The sequence below is a fragment of the Shewanella metallivivens genome (genome assembly GCF_028750675.1).
Taxonomy (GTDB): domain Bacteria; phylum Pseudomonadota; class Gammaproteobacteria; order Enterobacterales; family Shewanellaceae; genus Shewanella; species Shewanella metallivivens.
In genome coordinates, this window is record NZ_JAQQPZ010000013.1 from 840060 (window position 1) to 859300 (window position 19241).

The 19241-nt window shown below is 43.6% G+C and carries 20 protein-coding genes; 15 read left to right on the forward strand and 5 right to left on the reverse strand.

Translation table 11 applies throughout. The features are described from left to right. Positions 1-13: 13 nt before the first annotated feature. Positions 14-1147 carry a murein hydrolase activator EnvC family protein gene (locus PQR79_RS16430; protein ID WP_238107445.1) on the reverse strand — a complete coding sequence of 378 codons (1134 nt, stop codon included), beginning with the start codon at positions 1145-1147 and terminating at the stop codon, positions 14-16. Between the two features lie 10 nt (positions 1148-1157). After that, entirely contained in the window at positions 1158-2699 is a 1542-nt protein-coding gene (gene gpmM, locus PQR79_RS16435; protein ID WP_238107446.1) for a 2,3-bisphosphoglycerate-independent phosphoglycerate mutase, read from the reverse strand. 240 nt (positions 2700-2939) lie between these two features. Here gpmM and PQR79_RS16440 point away from each other — a divergent pair, with 240 nt between their 5' ends. The 4 genes from PQR79_RS16440 (at position 2940) to PQR79_RS16455 (ending at position 6366) form a co-directional block, all read left to right on the forward strand. Further along, positions 2940-3374, forward strand: a complete 435-nt coding sequence (locus PQR79_RS16440; protein WP_238107447.1) for a rhodanese-like domain-containing protein — start codon at positions 2940-2942, stop codon at positions 3372-3374. A gap of 200 nt (positions 3375-3574) precedes the next feature. Further along, on the forward strand, positions 3575-4048 hold the full coding sequence (gene secB / locus PQR79_RS16445; protein WP_188922756.1) for a protein-export chaperone SecB: 474 nt from the start codon (positions 3575-3577) through the stop codon (positions 4046-4048). Positions 4049-4051: 3 nt separating this feature from the next. Next, positions 4052-5068 (forward strand): NAD(P)H-dependent glycerol-3-phosphate dehydrogenase, encoded by a 1017-nt coding sequence (gene gpsA, locus PQR79_RS16450; protein WP_238107448.1) that lies wholly within the window; start codon positions 4052-4054, stop codon positions 5066-5068. Positions 5069-5184: 116 nt separating this feature from the next. After that, positions 5185-6366, forward strand: coding sequence for a BaiN/RdsA family NAD(P)/FAD-dependent oxidoreductase (locus PQR79_RS16455; RefSeq protein ID WP_238107449.1), 1182 nt, complete (start codon positions 5185-5187; stop codon positions 6364-6366). 42 nt (positions 6367-6408) lie between these two features. On the opposite strand, the gene PQR79_RS16460 is transcribed toward PQR79_RS16455, so the two are convergent. After that, positions 6409-6816, reverse strand: a complete 408-nt coding sequence (locus PQR79_RS16460; protein WP_238107450.1) for a MarR family winged helix-turn-helix transcriptional regulator — start codon at positions 6814-6816, stop codon at positions 6409-6411. Positions 6817-6823: 7 nt separating this feature from the next. Continuing rightward, positions 6824-7795 (reverse strand): CDF family Co(II)/Ni(II) efflux transporter DmeF, encoded by a 972-nt coding sequence (gene dmeF, locus PQR79_RS16465; RefSeq protein WP_238107451.1) that lies wholly within the window; start codon positions 7793-7795, stop codon positions 6824-6826. Between the two features lie 334 nt (positions 7796-8129). On the opposite strand from dmeF, the gene PQR79_RS16470 reads away from it, so the two are divergent. The 7 genes from PQR79_RS16470 to PQR79_RS16500 all read left to right on the forward strand — a co-directional run bounded on the left by PQR79_RS16470 (position 8130) and on the right by PQR79_RS16500 (position 14514). Then, positions 8130-8951: a metalloregulator ArsR/SmtB family transcription factor gene (locus PQR79_RS16470; RefSeq protein WP_238107452.1), complete on the forward strand. Its 822-nt coding sequence runs from the start codon at positions 8130-8132 to the stop codon at positions 8949-8951. A 38-nt stretch (positions 8952-8989) separates the two neighbouring features. Continuing rightward, a complete protein-coding gene (locus PQR79_RS16475; protein WP_238107453.1) occupies positions 8990-9496 on the forward strand; it encodes a phosphatase domain-containing protein in 507 nt (168 codons plus the stop codon). A 64-nt stretch (positions 9497-9560) separates the two neighbouring features. Continuing rightward, complete coding sequence (locus tag PQR79_RS16480; RefSeq protein ID WP_238107454.1) at positions 9561-10571, forward strand: ArsJ-associated glyceraldehyde-3-phosphate dehydrogenase; 1011 nt, start codon at positions 9561-9563, stop codon at positions 10569-10571. Between the two features lie 6 nt (positions 10572-10577). Further along, positions 10578-11789, forward strand: coding sequence for an organoarsenical effux MFS transporter ArsJ (gene arsJ, locus PQR79_RS16485; protein ID WP_238107455.1), 1212 nt, complete (start codon positions 10578-10580; stop codon positions 11787-11789). A gap of 540 nt (positions 11790-12329) precedes the next feature. Further along, complete coding sequence (locus PQR79_RS16490; protein ID WP_238107456.1) at positions 12330-12503, forward strand: DUF1328 family protein; 174 nt, start codon at positions 12330-12332, stop codon at positions 12501-12503. 104 nt (positions 12504-12607) lie between these two features. Next, the gene (locus PQR79_RS16495; protein ID WP_238107457.1) at positions 12608-12802 is read left to right on the forward strand and encodes a hypothetical protein; all 195 of its coding nucleotides are present in this window, start codon (positions 12608-12610) and stop codon (positions 12800-12802) included. A 68-nt stretch (positions 12803-12870) separates the two neighbouring features. Then, positions 12871-14514, forward strand: coding sequence for a diacylglycerol kinase family protein (locus PQR79_RS16500; RefSeq protein ID WP_238107458.1), 1644 nt, complete (start codon positions 12871-12873; stop codon positions 14512-14514). Between the two features lie 447 nt (positions 14515-14961). Here the strand turns inward: PQR79_RS16500 and PQR79_RS16505 are convergent, their stop codons facing one another. After that, positions 14962-16323: a sigma-54 interaction domain-containing protein gene (locus PQR79_RS16505; protein WP_238107460.1), complete on the reverse strand. Its 1362-nt coding sequence runs from the start codon at positions 16321-16323 to the stop codon at positions 14962-14964. Positions 16324-16583: 260 nt separating this feature from the next. On the opposite strand from PQR79_RS16505, the gene PQR79_RS16510 reads away from it, so the two are divergent. The 4 genes from PQR79_RS16510 (at position 16584) to PQR79_RS16525 (ending at position 19231) form a co-directional block, all read left to right on the forward strand. Then, positions 16584-17069, forward strand: coding sequence for a hypothetical protein (locus tag PQR79_RS16510; protein WP_238107461.1), 486 nt, complete (start codon positions 16584-16586; stop codon positions 17067-17069). A 180-nt stretch (positions 17070-17249) separates the two neighbouring features. Next, the gene (locus PQR79_RS16515) at positions 17250-17807 is read left to right on the forward strand and encodes a BON domain-containing protein (protein WP_238107462.1); all 558 of its coding nucleotides are present in this window, start codon (positions 17250-17252) and stop codon (positions 17805-17807) included. Between the two features lie 77 nt (positions 17808-17884). Continuing rightward, the gene (locus PQR79_RS16520) at positions 17885-18169 is read left to right on the forward strand and encodes a hypothetical protein (RefSeq protein WP_238107463.1); all 285 of its coding nucleotides are present in this window, start codon (positions 17885-17887) and stop codon (positions 18167-18169) included. Between the two features lie 402 nt (positions 18170-18571). Next, positions 18572-19231 (forward strand): TetR/AcrR family transcriptional regulator, encoded by a 660-nt coding sequence (locus PQR79_RS16525; protein ID WP_274408573.1) that lies wholly within the window; start codon positions 18572-18574, stop codon positions 19229-19231. The last annotated feature ends 10 nt before the right edge of the window (positions 19232-19241 follow it).

A 19241-nucleotide genomic window follows, 5' to 3' on the forward strand; every position in this document is an offset into this window, starting at 1 on the left:
ACGAATAATACCACTAACGACAATAATAGGCAGGGTCGACCGCTTTGCCTTTGTTACGGATTTCAAAGTACAGTCCGGGTTCGCTTTGCCCACCAGAGCTACCTACCAAAGCAATCGAGTCACCACTTTTGACCATATCCCCAGGCTGTTTTAATAAGGTTTGTGCGTGGCCATATAGGCTCATATAACCTTTACCATGATCGATCACCAATACCATACCAAAGCCACGAAGCCAGTCAGCATAAATGACTTTACCTGATGCCACAGCATGAATGTTTTGCCCTTCTGGCGCGGCTAATACGCTGCCTTTCCAGACGATTTGTCCTGAACGGCTGCTGCCAAATCGTTTACTCATACGGCCTTTTGTTGGCCACTTTAACTTACCGCGCAAATTGGCTAAACCGTCCATTGTTGGATTGGCTTGAGCAGTTACCATGGCTTGCTGAATAATACGCTTTAAACTAGCTTCTTCAATTTGTAGCTGTTCGAGCTCAGCGCCTTTGCTTGACAAGGTGCGCTGTAATTGTGTGAGGGTTTGTTTACGTTGATCTTGTTCTTTAGATAACAGCTGCGCCTGCTTTTTTTGTTCGAGCACTAATGCATTGAGCTTTTGTTGTGAGGTGACTTGTTGTTGCTTCACTTTATCTAAGTCAATGCTGGTTTGTTTTAGCTGTTTAATCGCTTTAATACGGGCGTCATTTAAAAATTGGTAATACGCCAGCATGCGCTCAACGGTTGCCGGGTTTTGCTGATTAAGCATCATTTTGGTGTAGTCATGATTGCCGGCAAGGTAAGCACTGGATAGCTGTTCTGATAAGGTTTCCTGCTGACTACTTTTGAGGCTAGCGAGTTCGGCTTGTTGTTTGTCCAATTCGCGTAATTTAGTATTGATCGCAGCGAGTGAGGCTTGAGACTGATTGACTTTTTGAGCTGCTTTGGCAATGGCTTGTTCGTCACTTTTTAATAAGTTAATCAGTTTTTCACGCTGTTTAGCGGTATCTTTAAGTGAGTTTTGCTGTTGGTTTATTTGCGCTTGAATAGATTTTAATGCCGATTGACGAGAAGCCAAATCAGCACTGTTTACCATAAATGAAAGGATTAGAAAGCCAGCAATTATGCTGGCTTTAACAAATAAACGAGTCATCACGAGTTAATGTTTACTCTTTAAGGTCAATAATACAGCGTCCGCTCATTTCTTCCGGGATGCTTTGGCCCATCAAGGTTAACATAGTTGGCGCGATATCGCTCAAGCGTCCACCATCTTTTATTGTGGCGTCACGGCCTACATAAATAAACGGTACTAACTCGCTCGTATGTGCCGTATGAGCTTGACCTGTTGATGAGTCCGTCATTTGTTCAGCATTACCATGGTCGGCGGTAATTAAGCACTCACCGTCTACTTTCGCTAATGCCTCAACCACTCGGCCAATACAGGCATCGACGGCCTCACAGGCTTTAACCGCGGCATCAAAATTACCCGTGTGGCCAACCATATCGCCATTAGGGTAGTTACAAATAATCACATCGTATTTGCTTGACTCAATTGCGGCAACGAGTTTATCTGTAAGTTCTGTTGAGCTCATTTCTGGTTGTAAGTCGTATGTAGCCACTTTAGGCGACTGGATTAAAATACGATCTTCGCCTTCAAATGGCTCTTCTTTGCCGCCATTAAAGAAAAATGTCACATGAGCATATTTTTCAGTTTCTGAAATACGTAACTGAGTTTTACCCTGGTTTTGCAACGTTTCACCAAGGGTGTTCACTAAGTCTTCAGACGGGTAAGCTACTGCTGCGTTTATGTCACCTGCGTATTCAGTTAGCATCACAAAATCGACTTTTGGGGTTTTATTACGAACAAAACCGTCAAAATCGGGGTTCACGAAACAACGGGTAATTTGGCGAGCACGGTCGGCACGGAAATTCATAAAAATGAGTGCATCGTTGTCGTTTAATTCTGCGACTTGACCTTGATCATCAGTAATAGTCGATGCAGCAACAAACTCATCGTTTTCATCACGAGCATAAGCAGCTTCTAAGGCTTCAGGTGCACCGCTGTAGCTAAACTTGCCTTTACCTTCTGTGATTAATTCATAGGCTTGTGATACACGATCCCAGCGGTTATCACGGTCCATTGCAAAGTAACGACCAATAATTGATGCTGTACGACCATGGCCTAATGATGCAAACAGTTCGTCAAAATGCACTAAGCTATTTTTAGCGCTGCGCGGAGGCGTGTCACGGCCATCTAAAAATGCGTGTAAGTACACTTTAGTTGCACCACGTTCAACGGCCATACGGCACATTGCCTCAATGTGCTCTTCGTGACTGTGTACGCCACCAGGAGACAATAGCCCCATGATGTGAACCGCACCATTAGCCGCAATAGCATTGTCTACAGCATCACAAAGCGCTTGGTTTTTTTCAAATTCATGATCGGCAATGGCTTTGCTAATGCGAGTCAGTTCTTGATACACAATTCGGCCAGAACCGATATTAATATGGCCAACTTCAGAGTTACCCATTTGGCCGTCTGGTAAACCCACATCAATACCAGAGCCAGAAATTAAGCTGTGAGGATATTGTGCATTTAGCTTATCTAACACTGGAGTGTTTGCATGAAAAACCGCATTGTCTTGCGGATCTTCACGGTAACCCCAGCCATCGAGGATAAGTAATGCTAAAGGACGTTTCTGAGTCATTTGCAAGTACCTTTTAAGTTAAAAATAGAAGTGTTATAAAATTTCAATTGTATGAATATTACTACTTATCGATAGCGTGCAAAAGGCATATAGCTTTGAAGATATAACTAAAGCATTCATTAAAGCGGTGCGAGTCACGAATAAACGCGTTATTTAGGCGTTTCACTAATGAAAACTGCCTAGCAAAACGATATACTCGGTGGCATCTCATCTTAGCCATTGTCAGAGAAATCAGTAATTATGCAAGAGTACATGGAATTTTTTAAAGCTAACCCAATGTTAAGTTTAGCGTGGGTCGGTTTGTTTGTAGCGCTTGTTGTTAGCGTTATTAAGTCGGGTACATCTAAAGTAAAAAATGTCAGCCATCAAGAATTAACCTTAATGGTTAACAAGCAAGATGCCAAAGTGGTTGATGTACGCGGAAAAGAAGAATTTAAGAAAGGGCACATTGTAGATGCATTAAATGTGACCTTGTCTGAAATTAAAAATAATCAAGTATCAAGCCTTGAAAAATTTAAATCTAGCCCCATTATACTTGTATGTAACTCAGGTATGACATCGTCACAAGCAGCTCAACTCCTTATTAAACAAGGTTTTGAAAACGTGTCTAACCTTAAAGGTGGCATGGGCGAATGGCAGGGTGCAAATTTACCCGTAGTTAAAAGTAAGCGTTAATCACGCGACTAAATATACACAGTGTTAACGAATTGGGAATGCGCTAACACTGTTTATCAACAAGATTTTGTTGAATATTTTAGCAAAATCAACTTTACGGGATAGCACTAACGATAGGTCAATCGATTGATTATTAGTTGCGAAAGCCCAACACAATTAGCTGCAAAGAAAAGCTAAATAACACATATAGGTAGGAAATTATGGCTGAAGTCGCAAACAACGAAGCACAAGCACCACAGTTCAATATTCAGCGTATTTATACAAAGGATTTGTCTTTTGAAACGCCAAATAGCCCAGCTGTTTTCCAAAAAGAATGGAACCCAGAAGTAAAGCTAGACTTAGACACTCGTAGCAACAAACTGACTGACGACACGTTCGAAGTGATTTTATCTCTTACTGTTACCGCTAAAAATGGCGAAGAAACAGCATTCTTATGTGAAGTTCAACAAGCGGGTATCTTTTCTATCTCTGGTTTAACTGAACCACAACTAGCTCATTCTTTAGGTGCATACTGCCCTAACGTATTGTTCCCATACGCACGTGAATTAGTGGGCAACTTAGTGGGTCGTGGTACGTTCCCACAACTAAACCTAGCACCAGTCAATTTTGACGCACTATTTGCTCAGTACGTTCAACAGCGTCAAGCTGCTGCAACTGAAGAAGCAACAGCATAGTTTATGAGTAACACTGCCGAAATTACGGTATTAGGGGCGGGGTCTTATGGCACCGCCCTTGCTATTTCTTTGGCGAGCAACGGTCATAAGACGTTGCTTTGGGGACATGATCCTAAAAGCATGCAAGTGTTAGCTGATCATCGTTGCAACGAACGGTTTTTACCGGGTATTCCGTTTCCGGATTGTTTAGCAATTGAACCAGATTTAGGTAAAGCACTCGCCGCCAGTAAAAATATTTTAGTGGTAGTGCCAAGTCATGTGTTTGGTGATGTACTCAAACAAGCTAAACCGTTATTGCGCAAAGATGCACGCATTGTATGGGCAACCAAAGGGCTAGAGCCTGAAACTGGCCGCCTTTTACAAGATGTTGCTCGTGAGCAGTTGGGTGAGCAATACCCATTAGCGGTATTGTCTGGACCGACTTTTGCTAAAGAATTAGCCGCAGGTTTACCTACTGCCATTTCGGTAGCAGGCACATGCCCTCAGTTTACTCACGACCTAGTCGAGTTACTCCACAGCCCCAAACGATTACGCGTTTATGCCAACGACGACTTTACTGGTTTACAGTTAGGCGGCGCGGTTAAAAACGTTATCGCCATTGGTGCGGGCATGTCAGACGGTATCGGTTTTGGTGCCAATGCGCGTACAGCATTAATTACCCGTGGACTCGTTGAGTTAAGCCGTTTAGGTGAAGCGCTAGGTGCTGATGCGTCAACCTTTATTGGTATGGCTGGTTTAGGTGATTTGGTACTAACATGTACCGACAACCAATCGCGTAATCGCCGCTTTGGTTTGGCCCTAGGCCAAGGTAAAGATGTGATGACCGCACAAGATGAAATTGGCCAAGTGGTTGAAGGTTACCGTAACACCAAAGAAGTGTTTACTTTAGCTAAACGCCTCGGGGTAGAAATGCCCATCACAGAGCAAATCTATCAAGTGTTGTACCAGGGCAAAGCACCTGTTGAAGCGGCAAAAGAGTTACTGAGTCGAGATAAAAAGTCAGAGACACTCAAAAAATAGTGTGTCACAACGGCTAAGTAAACTGTGAATACATAATAAAAAGGATGCTAAAATAGCATCCTTTTTTGCATTTATGCGCAACGTAAATCATCAATTCAAATTGTGTGGAGTAAAGCGTGAAACATCATGACGTAATCATCATCGGCGCAGGCGCGGCAGGATTAATGTGTGCTGCCACTGCGGGTTATCGCGGTCGTGATGTGTTGGTGCTCGACAATGCCAAACAGGCTGGTCGCAAAATTTTGATCAGTGGCGGTGGGCGCTGTAACTTCACCAATCAAAAGGTTGAGCCGCATCAGTTTATTTGTGGCAATCCACACTTTGTAAAATCGGCATTAGCGCGTTACCGCTCAAGTGATTTTATTGAGTTGGTTGAACGCCATGGTATTGAATACCACGAGCGCGATCATGGTCAGCTATTTTGTAATGACTCCGCCAAAGATATCGTCACCATGTTAATGACCGAGTGCGAATGGGCTGGCGTTAAGATTAAGCTGCGTACAGAAATTTTATCGGTCAATAAAGTCGACAACGGCTTTTTGTTAACGACCAGTAATGGCGAACTAAGCTGCCAGTCTTTAGTGGTTGCCACAGGCGGATTATCTATGCCTAAACTCGGCGCTACGCCATATGGGTATAAGCTTGCCGAACAATTTGGCTTAACAGTATTACCGACCAGTGCAGGGCTAGTGCCTTTTACTTGGCATGCTGAGCAAAAAGCGCGTTTTGAAGCATTATCGGGTATCGCTGTGCCAGCAACGATCACCGCAAAAGATGGCACCCAGTTTAGCGAAGCACTATTGTTTACCCATCGTGGTTTATCTGGCCCAGCAGTACTGCAAATTTCAAACTATTGGCAAGCAGGCGAAGCGATTTCAATTAATTTATTGCCAGGCGAAGACGCGTTAGAAAAAATCGAACTCGCGCTTAAAAACCACCCTAAACAAAGCTTACGCAACACCCTTAGCCATTGGTTACCAAAACGTCTAGTCGAAGCCTTATTTGATGAAGCGCAATTAGATAAAGCCTTAAATCAACTTGGCCACGGAGAGCGTGAACAACTCGCCCAAAGCTTAAATGACTGGTCAATTATTATGAATGGCACCGAAGGTTATCGTACCGCAGAAGTGACCTTAGGCGGTGTTGACACTAATGAGTTGTCATCGAAAACCATGGAAGCCAACAACGTCCCTGGATTATATTTTGTTGGTGAGGTAATGGACGTAAGTGGTTGGTTAGGTGGGTTTAATTTTCAGTGGGCCTGGGCATCTGGTGTTGCCGCCGGGTTGGCAGTTTAATGAAATGATACTCGCTGACCATTTAACTCAGCGAGCCCTATTTTAAAACTCGCGGTTCATTTTTTCAAAGCTTTGGGTGAGCACTTTAATCGACTCTGGGTCTAAATGACGGGTGATGTCTTCAGTTAGTTGTAAATGCATGCGGTTATGGTGCTTGTGCAGCGCAGTACCTTCACTGGTTAATTCGACCAATATTGAACGGCGGTCGACTTCATGCGGAGTGCGGGCGATAAGACCAAATTGCACTAACTTTTCTACCTGCACCGTTAATGTGCCGGTAGTAATGCCCAATCTATCTGCTAACTCTTTCATTCGCATTGGGCCGTGCGAGCCCAATACTTCAATGGTATGGACCTGTGCTAATGAGTAACCGGTATCTTTTACGACAGACTGCTCCCAAGAAGATAGTTTGTCGTAAAATTCGATGATTAGGTTATTCAAAGAATGCATAAGAGCCTCAGGCGTAATTCACTTCGATTGTTAAGTGGTTTAGCTTACCAAACTTACTCAGTGATTGTTTAAATGTTTCAGCATTAGTGTCGCTTGTGGTGCAAATAGCGATGGCGGCCGAATAGTGATCTGCACTTATTCTCCAAATGTGAATATCGGTCACTTTAGTTTGCTCGTTTTCAAGTGTGTTAATAATGTCTGCTTGATAATGTTTGTCGATGCTTTCATCTAATAAAATTGGGCTCGTTTGCTTCATTAAACCTAAAGCCCATTTCGTGATAACCACAGCACCCACTATCCCCATTACTGGATCTAACCAATACCAACCAAGATACTTACCCACTAAAAGCGCACCAATGGCTAACACTGAGGTGAGCGCGTCAGCGAGTACGTGAAAATAGGCTGCTTTGAGATTATGGTCGCTATGTCCATGATGATCATGACTATGAGCATGAGTATGGTCGTCATCCTCGTGGTGGTCGTGATCATGATGATGGTGGTCGTGATGCTCGTGACCATGGTGGTGATGTTCATGACCAAGAATAAACATGCTCGCCACGTTAACCACTAAACCGATAACCGCGACCATAATGGACTGGTTAAATTGGATATCAACTGGCGACAGTAGCCGATGTATTGACTCAACCAACATAATGAGCGCGACAATGCCCAATCCAATCGCACTAGTGTATCCGCCGAGTACGCCAACCTTACCTACACCAAATGAAAACCTATCACTATTGGCGTGTTTTCTCGCATAGTGATAAGTAAATAACGTGATACAAAATGCGGCAGCATGAGTACCCATATGCCAACCATCGGCAAGTAATGCCATAGAACCATAAATCGTACCGGCAGTGACTTCGATAACCATAGTAATAATGGTAATAACGAGTACATACCATGTGCGGCGTTCGTTTTGTGCATTCACAGAGGTGAAGTTATGCTGATGGGCATATTGATCGGCAAAGTTGGTCATAATTATTTTGTTTGATTGTCAAGTTATTTGGACTTTATATTATTTGGCTTTCAAAGTAAATAGTTGGTTTTTGCTTAATGACTACCGAGATGCGTCCATTAAATGTTGAAGGCAGAATTTGTGCGCTAATTTTTAGCTAGGCTTGCCTTGTAAGGTTAATTGGAAAAACGGCAAGTCTTTATTATGTTGATTACCCTTGAGTTAGCGAGACAAACACTAGCGTTGGTATAAAACCTATTTGTCATCTTTAATAGGCTTTTTTATTGCCCTTACCTTGTATATGTAAAAAAACGTATATACAATGTTTTTACACATTCAGTCGAGTCCGATATCTATGAAAAAGAAAAGCGTCTTGTTTTTATGCACAGGGAATTCTGCTCGCTCACAAATGGCTGAAGCATTATTAAGAAGTAAAGCCGCCGAGCAATTTGATGTTTTTAGTGCAGGCACTGAACCGGAGCCCGTTGACGCCAGGGCTCTTGAAGCAATCCAAAATTTTGGTGTAGACACGAGTCACTTAGTCTCTAAACATGTACAAACGTTTGATGGGCAACAGTTTGACTACGTGATTACGCTTTGCGATAAAGCCAATACAGAATGCCGAAGTTTTCCTGGTGCCGGCAAGCAGCTGGCCTGGGATTTCCCTGATCCTAAAACCCGTAAAGGTCATCATCCTTTCTCTAGCACCTTAACCGAGTTAAACAATCGCTTATCGATGTTTTTGCTGGTGGAAAATAAGGTGTCAGCCCCTGCAGCCTTAGAAGTAACCGCTGAAGAGGAGCGGCTCGCCGAAGAAGCATTAACAGATGTCGATCCCATCGCATTTTATAAATGCTTAACCGACGATATCCGCCTAAAAACCTTAATGCTTACTCATTACCATGGTGAGCTATGTGTGTGTGAGTTAATGCAAGCGCTTGATGAAGAAAGCCAACCTAAGGTGTCGCGTAATTTAGCCTTACTGAGAAAAGCCAATATTCTCAGTGATAGAAAGCATGGCCAATGGGTGTTTTACCGCATTAATTCCGCCTTGCCGTTGTGGATTAAGTCGGTTATTGCACAAACAACAGAAAACAACATTACATTCATTTTACCGCACCTTGACCGTCTCAACAGCATGAAAAACCGACCCGACAAAGTGAGTTTTTGCCGTTAGATAGTGCCGTATTTCAATATAAGATTTGGGAGTTAATCATGTCGCCACACCCGTTTGATAGTTTGCCATTAGACCCGCTCAATGAACATGGCGCTAAATTAATTTTTACCCCGTGCCCAGGCACCAAAGAGCAAGGATTAGCCGAGTCGTTAAGCACATTAAAAGCGGCTGGTACGCAAATGTTACTGACCCTGATGTTTGACGACGAAATGGCACGTAATGATGTGAGTGATATGGCCGCGCAGTGCGCGAGTCAACACATCACTTGGGTGCAATTGCCTATTTTAGATGACGCCGCACCAGGGGCTGAATTTGAAGCCAGCTGGTTAGCCAATAAGGCACAAATTTTAGCTGTACTTAATCGTCAGGGCACAATTGCAGTGCATTGCAAGGGCGGATCTGGGCGCACAGGGCTGGTAATTGGACTCATTTTAGCCAGCTTAGGCTGGCCAAAGGACAAGGTTGTCAGTGCGGTGCAAGCATTGCGACCTAAAGCATTAGCGCACCCTGTACAGCGTGAATATTTTGATGGCTTTACTGTGTGATCTTGTTGATTAAAGCAGGCCAATTAGCTTGCATAAACAACACAACATTATTTAGGACAATATTATGACGATTAAAATAGGTATTAACGGCTTTGGCCGCATGGGGCGTTTATCAATGCGCGCAGCGTTCGATTGGGACGACGTAGAAATTGTTCACATTAACGATCCTGCTGGCGACGCACCTACGTTAGCCCACTTAATGACTTTCGACTCAGTCCATGGCCGTTGGCATCACGAGGCGACACACCAAGGCGATGCGATTGTGATTAATGGCAAAGCTATTCCATGTACTCAAAACAAAGCCACTCAAGATACCGATTGGTCACACTGCGATGTGGTGATTGAAGCGTCGGGCAAAATTAAAACCAAGGCTTTGTTGCAAGCATATTTAGATCAAGGTGTTAAGCGTGTTGTGGTCACCGCACCCGTAAAAGAAGAGGGCGTGCTCAATATTGTGATGGGCGTGAACGACTATCTCTATGATAAAGCGATTCACCCGATTGTGACTGCAGCGTCTTGTACCACCAACTGTTTAGCGCCAGTGGTCAAAGTGATCCACGAAAAAATCGGCATTAAACATGGTTCGATGACCACAATCCACGACATCACTAACACTCAAACCATTTTAGATGCACCGCACAAAGATTTACGCCGCGCACGTGCTTGCGGCATTAGTTTAATTCCCACCACAACGGGTTCTGCTACCGCGATTACTCATATTTTTCCTGAGCTTAAAGGTAAGCTAAATGGTCATGCTATTCGTGTACCGTTAGCCAATGCTTCAATTACCGATTGCGTATTTGAAGTGGCTCGCGGCACCACAGTAGAAGAAGTGAATCAACTGCTTAAGCAAGCCGCAGACACGGAACTAAAAGGCATTATGGGCTACGAAGAGCGTCCGCTGGTGTCGGTAGATTATAAAACCGATCCGCGTTCAAGTATTATTGATGCTTTGTCGACCATGGTGGTTAACGACACCCAGGTGAAGCTATACGTGTGGTACGACAATGAATGGGGATACGCGAACCGTACCGCAGAGCTTGCCCGCAAAGTTGGCTTAGCAGATAAGGAATAACCCAGCATGGGGCTGTTATCACTGAGCGCATTGCCGCCACAAATTAAACAATACCTGATTATTACCGGTAATTATTGGGCGTTTACCTTAACCGACGGCGCACTGCGTATGCTGGTGGTGTTGTACTTTCATCAGCTTGGTTACAGCCCGCTTAACATTGCCATGCTGTTTTTGTTTTACGAAATCTTTGGTGTGGTGACCAACCTCGTTGGCGGCTGGTTAGGTGCCAGGCTGGGGCTAAATAACACCATGAATATTGGCCTTGGGCTGCAAATTGTCGCCCTTGCCATGTTAACCGTGCCAGCAGAGATGCTGACGGTAGTGTATGTGATGGCGGCGCAAGCCTTGTCTGGTATTGCCAAAGATCTTAATAAAATGAGCGCCAAAAGCGCCATTAAAATGCTGGTGCCAAGTGATGCTCAGGGTAAGTTGTATCAGTGGGTGTCGATTCTTACTGGGTCTAAAAATGCCTTAAAAGGGGTTGGTTTCTTTTTAGGTGGCTTATTGCTCACGCTACTTGAGTTTCGCGGCGCCGTGATCGCAATGGCGGTCATGTTGACTATTGTGTGGCTCATGAGTTTGCTCAGCTTAAAGGCCGATTTAGGTAAAGCTAAAAACAAGCCTAAATTTACTGACATGTTCTCTAAAAGCCCGGCGATTAACATGTTGTCGGCGGCGCGAATGTTTTTGTTTGGTGCTCGCGACGTGTGGTTTGTGGTGGCATTGCCAGTGTTTTTAGCGGTCACGTTTCAGTGGGACCATTGGTGGGTAGGCGGCTTTATGGCCAGCTGGGTAATTGGCTATGGTATTGTGCAATCATTTGCGCCGTATTTTACCGGTAAAAAACAAGGCAAAGTTCCTAGCGGACAGGCCGCGTTTATGTGGGCTGGGTACTTGTTACTCATTCCTGCTGTGATTGCATTAGCACTGCATTTTGACTTTTATATCCAGCAATCATTAATTGCCGGTTTATTGTTATTTGGTGCGGTATTTGCGATTAACTCATCGCTGCACAGTTACCTTATTGTGAGTTATGCTGGCAATGATGGTGTGTCACTCGATGTTGGCTTTTACTACATGGCCAATGCCATGGGGCGCTTAATTGGTACTGTGCTATCGGGGTGGGTATATCAGCAATATGGCCTTGAGGCATGTTTATGGATTTCAAGCGCATTTGTGACAATAGCGGCGGTGATATCCATTAAATTGCCAAAATAAAGCTGCAGAAAATCGTAAAGCTTAATCATTAAAAGGGTTGTCATTGTTGGCAGCCCTTTTTTTTACCTTAGGCTTTGCGCCTGAAACTCTTACCGAATAGTCGGTAAAAATTTCTTATGTCGCATTGGCTTTATGGTTTTGGTTTTAACTGAAAAAGTTTTTATTTTAACAATATCAATAGATTAAAGTAATTTTTTAAAGTTGGCACGATGCTGGCTTTAGTTAATATAACCTGAGTTTGGGATAAGGGATGAACTTATGCTATTTAAAATCAACATGTTACCTTTTATCACTTTCAAGCTTGTCATTTGTTCTGCTAACAAGGCGAATTGACGCGTCAATAGCTAGCCTATTGCAAGTCGATTCAACGCAGTTAACAGGGCAAAGGACTGTTTGAAAGGCGTTTATTATCCCGAACTCAGGTTAATTACATTTGATGACAAGTACACAAAACACAGACACACCCAAACAAAGCATGTACGGATACCGTCTATTTATATTCAGTACATTGAAGACAAACCGTAAACCAAGGAGGTTATTATGTTGGGCTGGACATTAATGTTTTTAGTGATAGCCGTTATTGCAGGTTTATTTGGATTTACCGGTATTGCAGGGGCAGCAGCGGGGATCGCTAAAATTATTTTCTTTATCTTTATTGTGTTGTTGCTGATTTCACTGGTGTCGAATGCATTGCGTGGTAAGTCACCTCGATAAATTAATCTAAAAAATAATCACGGCACATTGATTCATTAAGCGTATGTCACGCTAATTGGCACGTTAACCGTAATGAGCTTTTTACCATCATCAGGAGATGAATTATGAAATTATTAAAATTAATCACAATGGCAAGTTTAATGGTTCTACTTACAGCAGGCTTGTCTGCATGTTCAGATAACAAAGCCGAAAATGTAGGTGAGAACGTCGATGAGATGATTCAAGATGCGGGTAATGCCGTTGAGGATGCCTGTGAAGATGTTAAAGAAGGCATGAAAGCAGAAGACCCTGACTGTTAATGATATTACGGCACTCATGCACTTGGCATGAGTGCCGCTTTGGTTATTTAACTTCAGGAGGACCAATTATGCCGACCCAAATCCACATTAAATATTATTACACCCTTGGGGCTTTTATCGCGTTGTGTTTGTGCATAGCCATACCCAATGTCGTGCTACAAGTGGCGTTTGGCTGGGTGGCATTGTCATTAGGTTTAGTAAGCTCAGCTTACTGGTTTAATAGCGCAGGGGTTTTTCGTAAAAGTCAGGATGGCAGTATCCCTTGGTATATTAGCTGGAGTTTTGTGCCGTTTTTAATGGGCTGTCAAGCGTATAACGCGTGGGCAAGAAAGCACGATAAAGTGCCTGCTATTCAACAAATCGATAAACAATTGTATTTAGCGTGTCGCTTGTTTCCAAATGACGTTGAACAACTTAAGCGTGAAAAAATCGGGGCTATTTTAGATGTTACCGCTGAGTTTGATGCACTTGAATGGACCTTAGTCGATGAGAATATCGAGTATTTAAATATTCCAGTATTAGATCATAGCGTACCCACTGTGGCGCAAGTTAATCAGGCGGTAAACTGGCTACATAATCAGGTGCGCAAAGGTAATAATGTGGTAGTGCATTGTGCCTTAGGTCGAGGTCGCTCGGTGCTTATGTTGGCCGCTTATTTAGTGTGCCGCGATAAACAGCGCCAGTTTAGCGATGTGCTTAAAAGCATTAATGATATTCGTCAAACTGCTAGGTTAAATAAATGGCAGTTAACGGGCGTTGAAACCATGTATCAACAACAGCAAATTACTATCCATAAGCAAGCCTGGTTAATTGTGAATCCGGTATCGGGTGGCGGTAAATGGAGTGATGAAGCCGATCATATTAAACAAACCTTATCGCGGTATTTTCAGCTTAAAGTGTTATATACCGCCAAAGATAAGTCTGCGGTGCAGTTGGCCGAGCAAGCTAAAGCGCAAGGTGCCGACATCATTATTGCCTGCGGCGGCGACGGCACGGTTAACGAGGTTGCCTCGGTGTTGGTTGGCAGCGATATTTATTTAGGCATTATCCCCATGGGCACAACTAATGCGTTAAGTCATACCTTATTTGGTGTGACGAGTAAGTTAATCCCTGTGTCGCAGGCGTTAGATATTTTAATTGAAGGCCACCATCAACGTATTGATACCGCAATGTGTAACGACACCATTATGTTGCTACTGGTGGGGTTGGGGTTTGAGCATAAAATGATCCAAAAAGCCGATCGTGACACCAAAAATGACATGGGTCAGTTAGCGTATTTAACTGGGTTATGGGAAGCCATCGATGAAAATCAATCGTTGTCGATTTGCATGCAATTAGATGATGGTGAAACCCACACGGTTGATACCACCAGTTTAGTGGTTGCCAATGCCGCGCCATTTACCAGTGTGTTAGCCCAGGGTAATGGTGAGCCGATTATTAATGATGGCTTACTTGATATCACCTGGATTGACGCAAGTGACTCATCTTCACCGCCATTACTGAGCATGACCGAGTTATTGATTGCAGGCTTAACAGGCGGCCGAGATCAAAACGCTGCAAACAGTGCGATTCATCATCAGCAGGCCAAAAAAGTCTATTTAACAACGGATAAGCAGTGCCAGTATGTGATTGATGGCGAGTTGTTTGAGGCTGATGATATGCGTATTGAGGTGAAACCCAAGTCGTTGTCTGTGATGATTCCACAGAGGTAATCTTCATTTTATGGCCTACGGCCACACCAATTTTCAAACTCCGTTTGAATCAAGATCGCAAGGTTCCACCCTGCACGGGCCAAAAGGGGATCAACAGCAATCCCCTCTTGGATCACCTGTGCCGTTCCGGCAACATTTTCGCTTTTTAACCAAACAACAGCAGCGAAAAAATTGCGACGGAAAATTATCCAGCTTTGGGCCGCATTTTCGAATAAGGCCGAAGAACACTCAAAAGAAGTTAAAAGATGGATTTGACCACGTCGCGAAATTATCGCTTTTCAGATAATTTTGATGTGGCGGCTGGGAGTTCCAAGAGGGAACAGCCGTTGGTTTCCTCTTGGTCTGGTGTGGGCGAAGCGCCACGACGTTGGTGGCCGCAGGCCATAAAAATCGAAGATAAGACAAGCTGGATCCCGGCTCAAAATCACTGCTGGGATGATGAGTTTCTTAATCTTCTGAACTGGTTTGATCTTCGTATTTACTCAATTTGTTGTACAAGGTTTTGACACTAATGCCGAGCTGCTTGGCTGTGTCATTTTTATTGCCGTCGGATTGTTCCAGAGCCTGATAAATGGCGACTTTTTCAAGTTCATCTAAGCGCATGCCGGTGGGGATTTGTACATCGTCTTCTGTTTGGTCGCTCGATGGTTCTAGCGAGCTAATATTGATATGGCTTACATCAATCACATTGTCGGCGAGAATATAAGCGCGTTCGATAGCATGCTTTAACTCTCGCACATTGCCTGGCCACTTTTGTTGTTGAATAAGCGCCAAGGCATCGTCGCTAAAGGTTTTGCTGAGCTTTTCTGCCGAGTTACGATATGCCAAAAAGTGCTGAGCTAAGCCGCTAATGTCATTGCCTCTGTCACGTAATGGCGGTACGCGGATTGGGAAGTGGGCTAAACGAAAGTATAAATCTTCACGAAAATGACCATTTTCAATCGCCATTGAAGGATCGCGGTTGGTGGCCGCCACAATACGCACATTGGCTTTTTTTACCTGTGGGCTACCGACTTGTCGATACTCGTTATTTTCGAGCACCCTTAATAATTTAACTTGATGCTCAAGTGGCATTTCGGTTACTTCGTCTAAAAACAGAGTTCCACCTTCAGCTTGTTCAAACACGCCAGCGTGCTCTCGGTGTGCCCCTGTAAATGCCCCTTTAACATGCCCAAACAACTCGCTGTCGACTAATTCTGGGCTTAATGCGCCGCAGTTGATGGCAATAAAAGGCTCGTTTACTCTGTCGCTGGCTAAGTGAATTGTATTTGCGACCAACTCTTTACCGGCGCCGCTCTCACCAATAATTAATACGTTGCTGTCTGTCACGGCCACTTTACGGACGGTTCTGTATAGCTTGTGCATGGCGCGCGATGATCCCACTAATAAACCATATTGATCTAGCTCGCTTGAAAATGGCTGATTTCTTTTGCCTGAGTTGACCACTAAGTCTTGGGCAAAATCTTGTAGGGTGTCGTCAATCAGCGTCATATCGTAAGGCTGGCGAAAATGATAACCCGCGCCTGTGGCCATCAGCTTATCGAGATTAGGGTTGGGTTTGCCTTCGCTTAAAAAGATAAATTCGATATCTGCCATCAACTCACTGTTGGCAATATCAACATAATCTTGTTGGCTTAGATTGGCGAGTTCGATAATGGCCACATCGACGGCGTTGTCTTCAAGTTGAGCCAGCCAAGGTTGATCGACGCTACTGGCGATTTTATTGAAATGTTGGCACCCAGGCACCTGTAAGAGCTGAGATTGTGTTTGCGGTTGGCGCAAATGGTAAAACAGTACTGGACGACCCATGCCGATATTACTCCCTGTCTATTAATACTCAATGTCAGTCAACGGTGTAAGTTTGACAATCAAAGGCGGTAATTTTTTCCTGTTCGGCGTTTGTCCCGAGAATGAACGATTAGCATAACAATTTAAAATCAACAGTTTAATTAAATTTTGTCAATGTGTATGAATTATGCAAGCCATCATAATGACTCAATATTACATTCATTAGCAAGTCATCAAGCAGGCTAACAAATTCTGTTAGTTGATGATAAGGAGATAGAGCCTTGAATATAAAGCGATCACATGAAGTCACTTACGATGGCAGCGACTTATGGTTATTAAATGAAGCGATTGATTTATGCCAGGCAGGACAACAATTTTATAGCCAGGCTACAAAAGGGGCTGACGACTATAATATCAAACGTATTTTTAGTCATATGGCAGAGGTTAGAAAAACGATTTTAAGCCGTCTAGCAGCACTGTTTAAACAGGTTGAACCGCGATATCCGCAAACAATTGAGCGTATTGAGACATTAAGACCGTCGCTGAGCCCCTATTATGCCGAAGCAGAAAAAGCCATAGGGCAAAAGCGAGTTGCTAAAGCCATTAAGGTGCTGATTACCGCTGAGCAATACGTGCTAAGCAGGCTCAAACTTGCCGCTAAGCGTGCATCTAGCCAGCTTGTGACCCGCCAACTAGCCGAGGGTATTGCATCGTTGCAAATCAGTTGCGACAGCATGAAAAACTTATCGCTTAATAAGCAGGGCTAATCACAGTGAAACATTTACATTAGGCCGGTAAAAAAGTCCGACGTTAAGCTGTAATCACCAATGGGTTTTAAGTGGGTATTTTAATAAGTCATTTTAAAACAGGTGGTTATAAAGTTGGCATGATTGGCGCATTACCTAATATGTAAAACAGCATTAACACTAACAATGGAGAGTATTTTTATGAAAAAGACCACATTATCAGTATTAACAAGCATCGTTCTTGGTTCAATGGCATTCAGTGCAAACGCAGCACAAGATTGGCAGGATGATGCAAAAGATGCATGGATTGATGGTAAAGCTGAAACCACGTTATTGTTAAACACTAACCTTAACTCTTTTGATATTAATACCGACGTAACAGACGGTAACGTAACCTTAACCGGTAAAGTAAATAGCAGTGTTGATAAAGCGCTGGCTGCAGAATTAGTCAAAAGTGTTGACGGCGTTAACGAGGTTAATAACGAATTAACGGTGATGACGAAGCATCATGAGAAAGATCATGACAGCGAAACATTCGCCGATACGTTAACCGACTCAAAAGTGGCGACAGTGGTGAAAACCCGCTTATTATTTTCAACTGATATCTCGGGTACCGAAATTGATGTTGATGTTGAAAATGGCGTCGTGACCCTAGAAGGTACGGTATCAAGTGACGCTGAGCGCGATTTAGCCCTAACCATTGCTAAAAATACCGACGACGTTAAAAAGGTTGTCGATGAGTTACACATTACTGGGTAATCGTGATTGATTAGCTTATTATTAACCAGCCTTCGGGCTGGTTTTTTTATGGGTCACTTTTTATTGGGGAGTCTGGTATGCATGATTCTGGTATGCATGATAACGACATAAGCCGCGATGATTTGGCGGTATCATCGAGGTATTTTCCCGTTTTAGTTGTGTCAGTGAGTGTGTTGTTAAGCGGATGCAGTAGCGTGTTATGCCAGGCTCAAACAGATAAAGCCACCGATCCTTTACGCCAATATGACCAACAAAAACAATGTGAGCAATTGGTTAATCAGCATATCGATGATGAACGTCGTCAACAGCGTGCAGACACCCAACAACGGCTCGATGAGTCTATTAAGCAAAACACCCGCTAATATTCTTCCCGCGGCTCAGTTTGTCACTTGCTGTGAATTGCCTGTTGTGGATGTCTAGTTGTTACTAATGGGCTGACTTTTTTATCTAACTGCTGTTTACCCAACTGCTGTTTACTTAGCTTGTTATTAAGTTAACCTGAGCTCGGGATAAGGGATGAACTTATACTATTTAAAATCAACATGTTACCCATTCTCACTTTCAAGCTTGTCATTTGTTCTGCTAACAAGGCGAATTGACGCGTCAATAGCTAGCCTATTGTAAGTCGATTCAACGCAGTGAGCAGGGCAAAGGACTGTTTGAAAGGCATTTATTATCCCGAGCTCAGGTTAAGTTAGTTTCCTTTTGCGCTGGCCTCACCAGTTTTGCAGCCTTTATCGCACTTATACTTGCAGCGAGCTCCAATGGTATCAATAAACTGGAAACAAATAGACGACTGGTCTATTTTTGGTTATCGTAACGGCCAACAGGGAGAGCTTATGAACAAAAATACCAGCAGTAAACAGTCGATTTGCGCCGTCGGTGAAAAGCTATTTGCTTTACACGGATACAGCGCCGTGGGGATTAAACTGATATTGGATGAAGTGGGTATTCCTAAAGGCTCGTTTTATCATTATTTTGCCAGTAAAGAAGCCTTTGCCGCCGAAGTCGCACAATACTATTTTGACCAACGTATCGCGCCGATTGCCATGGAGCCACAGGCAAACTTTAAAACTAACGTTACAGCGGTATTGAGTGGCTACCATCAACTGATTGACTTTTTATTTAGCGACAATCAGCCCCGTGGCTGCTTAATGGGCAACTTGATGGTTGAAGTGAATCCGCAAATGGTGATTTTGCACCAGACACTGAATCGCCTTTTTGACCAGTGGTTGAGTCAGTTTAATGCGCTTATTGAGCAAGGGCAGCAGCAAGGGTTTATTAAAACAAAATTGAGCGCGAGCGTGTTGTCGAAGATTTTTTGGTCAAATTGGCAAGGGACTATGCTACGCTGTCAAATTAAAGCAGATAAAACCGCAGCAAAACGCGCCATTGTGCAATGCATGCAACTGATCACCCGCTAAATTAAGCTTT

What these genes read in the sequence shown, in the direction of transcription:
- PQR79_RS16525 (WP_274408573.1), top strand. Translation starts at nt 18,572, where the DNA reads ATGGTATCAATAAACTGGAAACAAATAGACGACTGGTCTATTTTTGGT.
- gpsA (WP_238107448.1), top strand. Translation starts at nt 4,052, where the DNA reads ATGAGTAACACTGCCGAAATTACGGTATTAGGGGCGGGGTCTTATGGC.
- gpmM (WP_238107446.1), bottom strand. Translation starts at nt 2,699, where the DNA reads ATGACTCAGAAACGTCCTTTAGCATTACTTATCCTCGATGGCTGGGGT.
- secB (WP_188922756.1), top strand. Translation starts at nt 3,575, where the DNA reads ATGGCTGAAGTCGCAAACAACGAAGCACAAGCACCACAGTTCAATATT.
- arsJ (WP_238107455.1), top strand. Translation starts at nt 10,578, where the DNA reads ATGGGGCTGTTATCACTGAGCGCATTGCCGCCACAAATTAAACAATAC.
- PQR79_RS16505 (WP_238107460.1), bottom strand. Translation starts at nt 16,323, where the DNA reads ATGGGTCGTCCAGTACTGTTTTACCATTTGCGCCAACCGCAAACACAA.
- dmeF (WP_238107451.1), bottom strand. Translation starts at nt 7,795, where the DNA reads ATGACCAACTTTGCCGATCAATATGCCCATCAGCATAACTTCACCTCT.
- PQR79_RS16495 (WP_238107457.1), top strand. Translation starts at nt 12,608, where the DNA reads ATGAAATTATTAAAATTAATCACAATGGCAAGTTTAATGGTTCTACTT.
- PQR79_RS16490 (WP_238107456.1), top strand. Translation starts at nt 12,330, where the DNA reads ATGTTGGGCTGGACATTAATGTTTTTAGTGATAGCCGTTATTGCAGGT.
- PQR79_RS16520 (WP_238107463.1), top strand. Translation starts at nt 17,885, where the DNA reads ATGCATGATTCTGGTATGCATGATAACGACATAAGCCGCGATGATTTG.
- PQR79_RS16515 (WP_238107462.1), top strand. Translation starts at nt 17,250, where the DNA reads ATGAAAAAGACCACATTATCAGTATTAACAAGCATCGTTCTTGGTTCA.
- PQR79_RS16480 (WP_238107454.1), top strand. Translation starts at nt 9,561, where the DNA reads ATGACGATTAAAATAGGTATTAACGGCTTTGGCCGCATGGGGCGTTTA.
- PQR79_RS16470 (WP_238107452.1), top strand. Translation starts at nt 8,130, where the DNA reads ATGAAAAAGAAAAGCGTCTTGTTTTTATGCACAGGGAATTCTGCTCGC.
- PQR79_RS16460 (WP_238107450.1), bottom strand. Translation starts at nt 6,816, where the DNA reads ATGCATTCTTTGAATAACCTAATCATCGAATTTTACGACAAACTATCT.
- PQR79_RS16440 (WP_238107447.1), top strand. Translation starts at nt 2,940, where the DNA reads ATGCAAGAGTACATGGAATTTTTTAAAGCTAACCCAATGTTAAGTTTA.
- PQR79_RS16500 (WP_238107458.1), top strand. Translation starts at nt 12,871, where the DNA reads ATGCCGACCCAAATCCACATTAAATATTATTACACCCTTGGGGCTTTT.
- PQR79_RS16475 (WP_238107453.1), top strand. Translation starts at nt 8,990, where the DNA reads ATGTCGCCACACCCGTTTGATAGTTTGCCATTAGACCCGCTCAATGAA.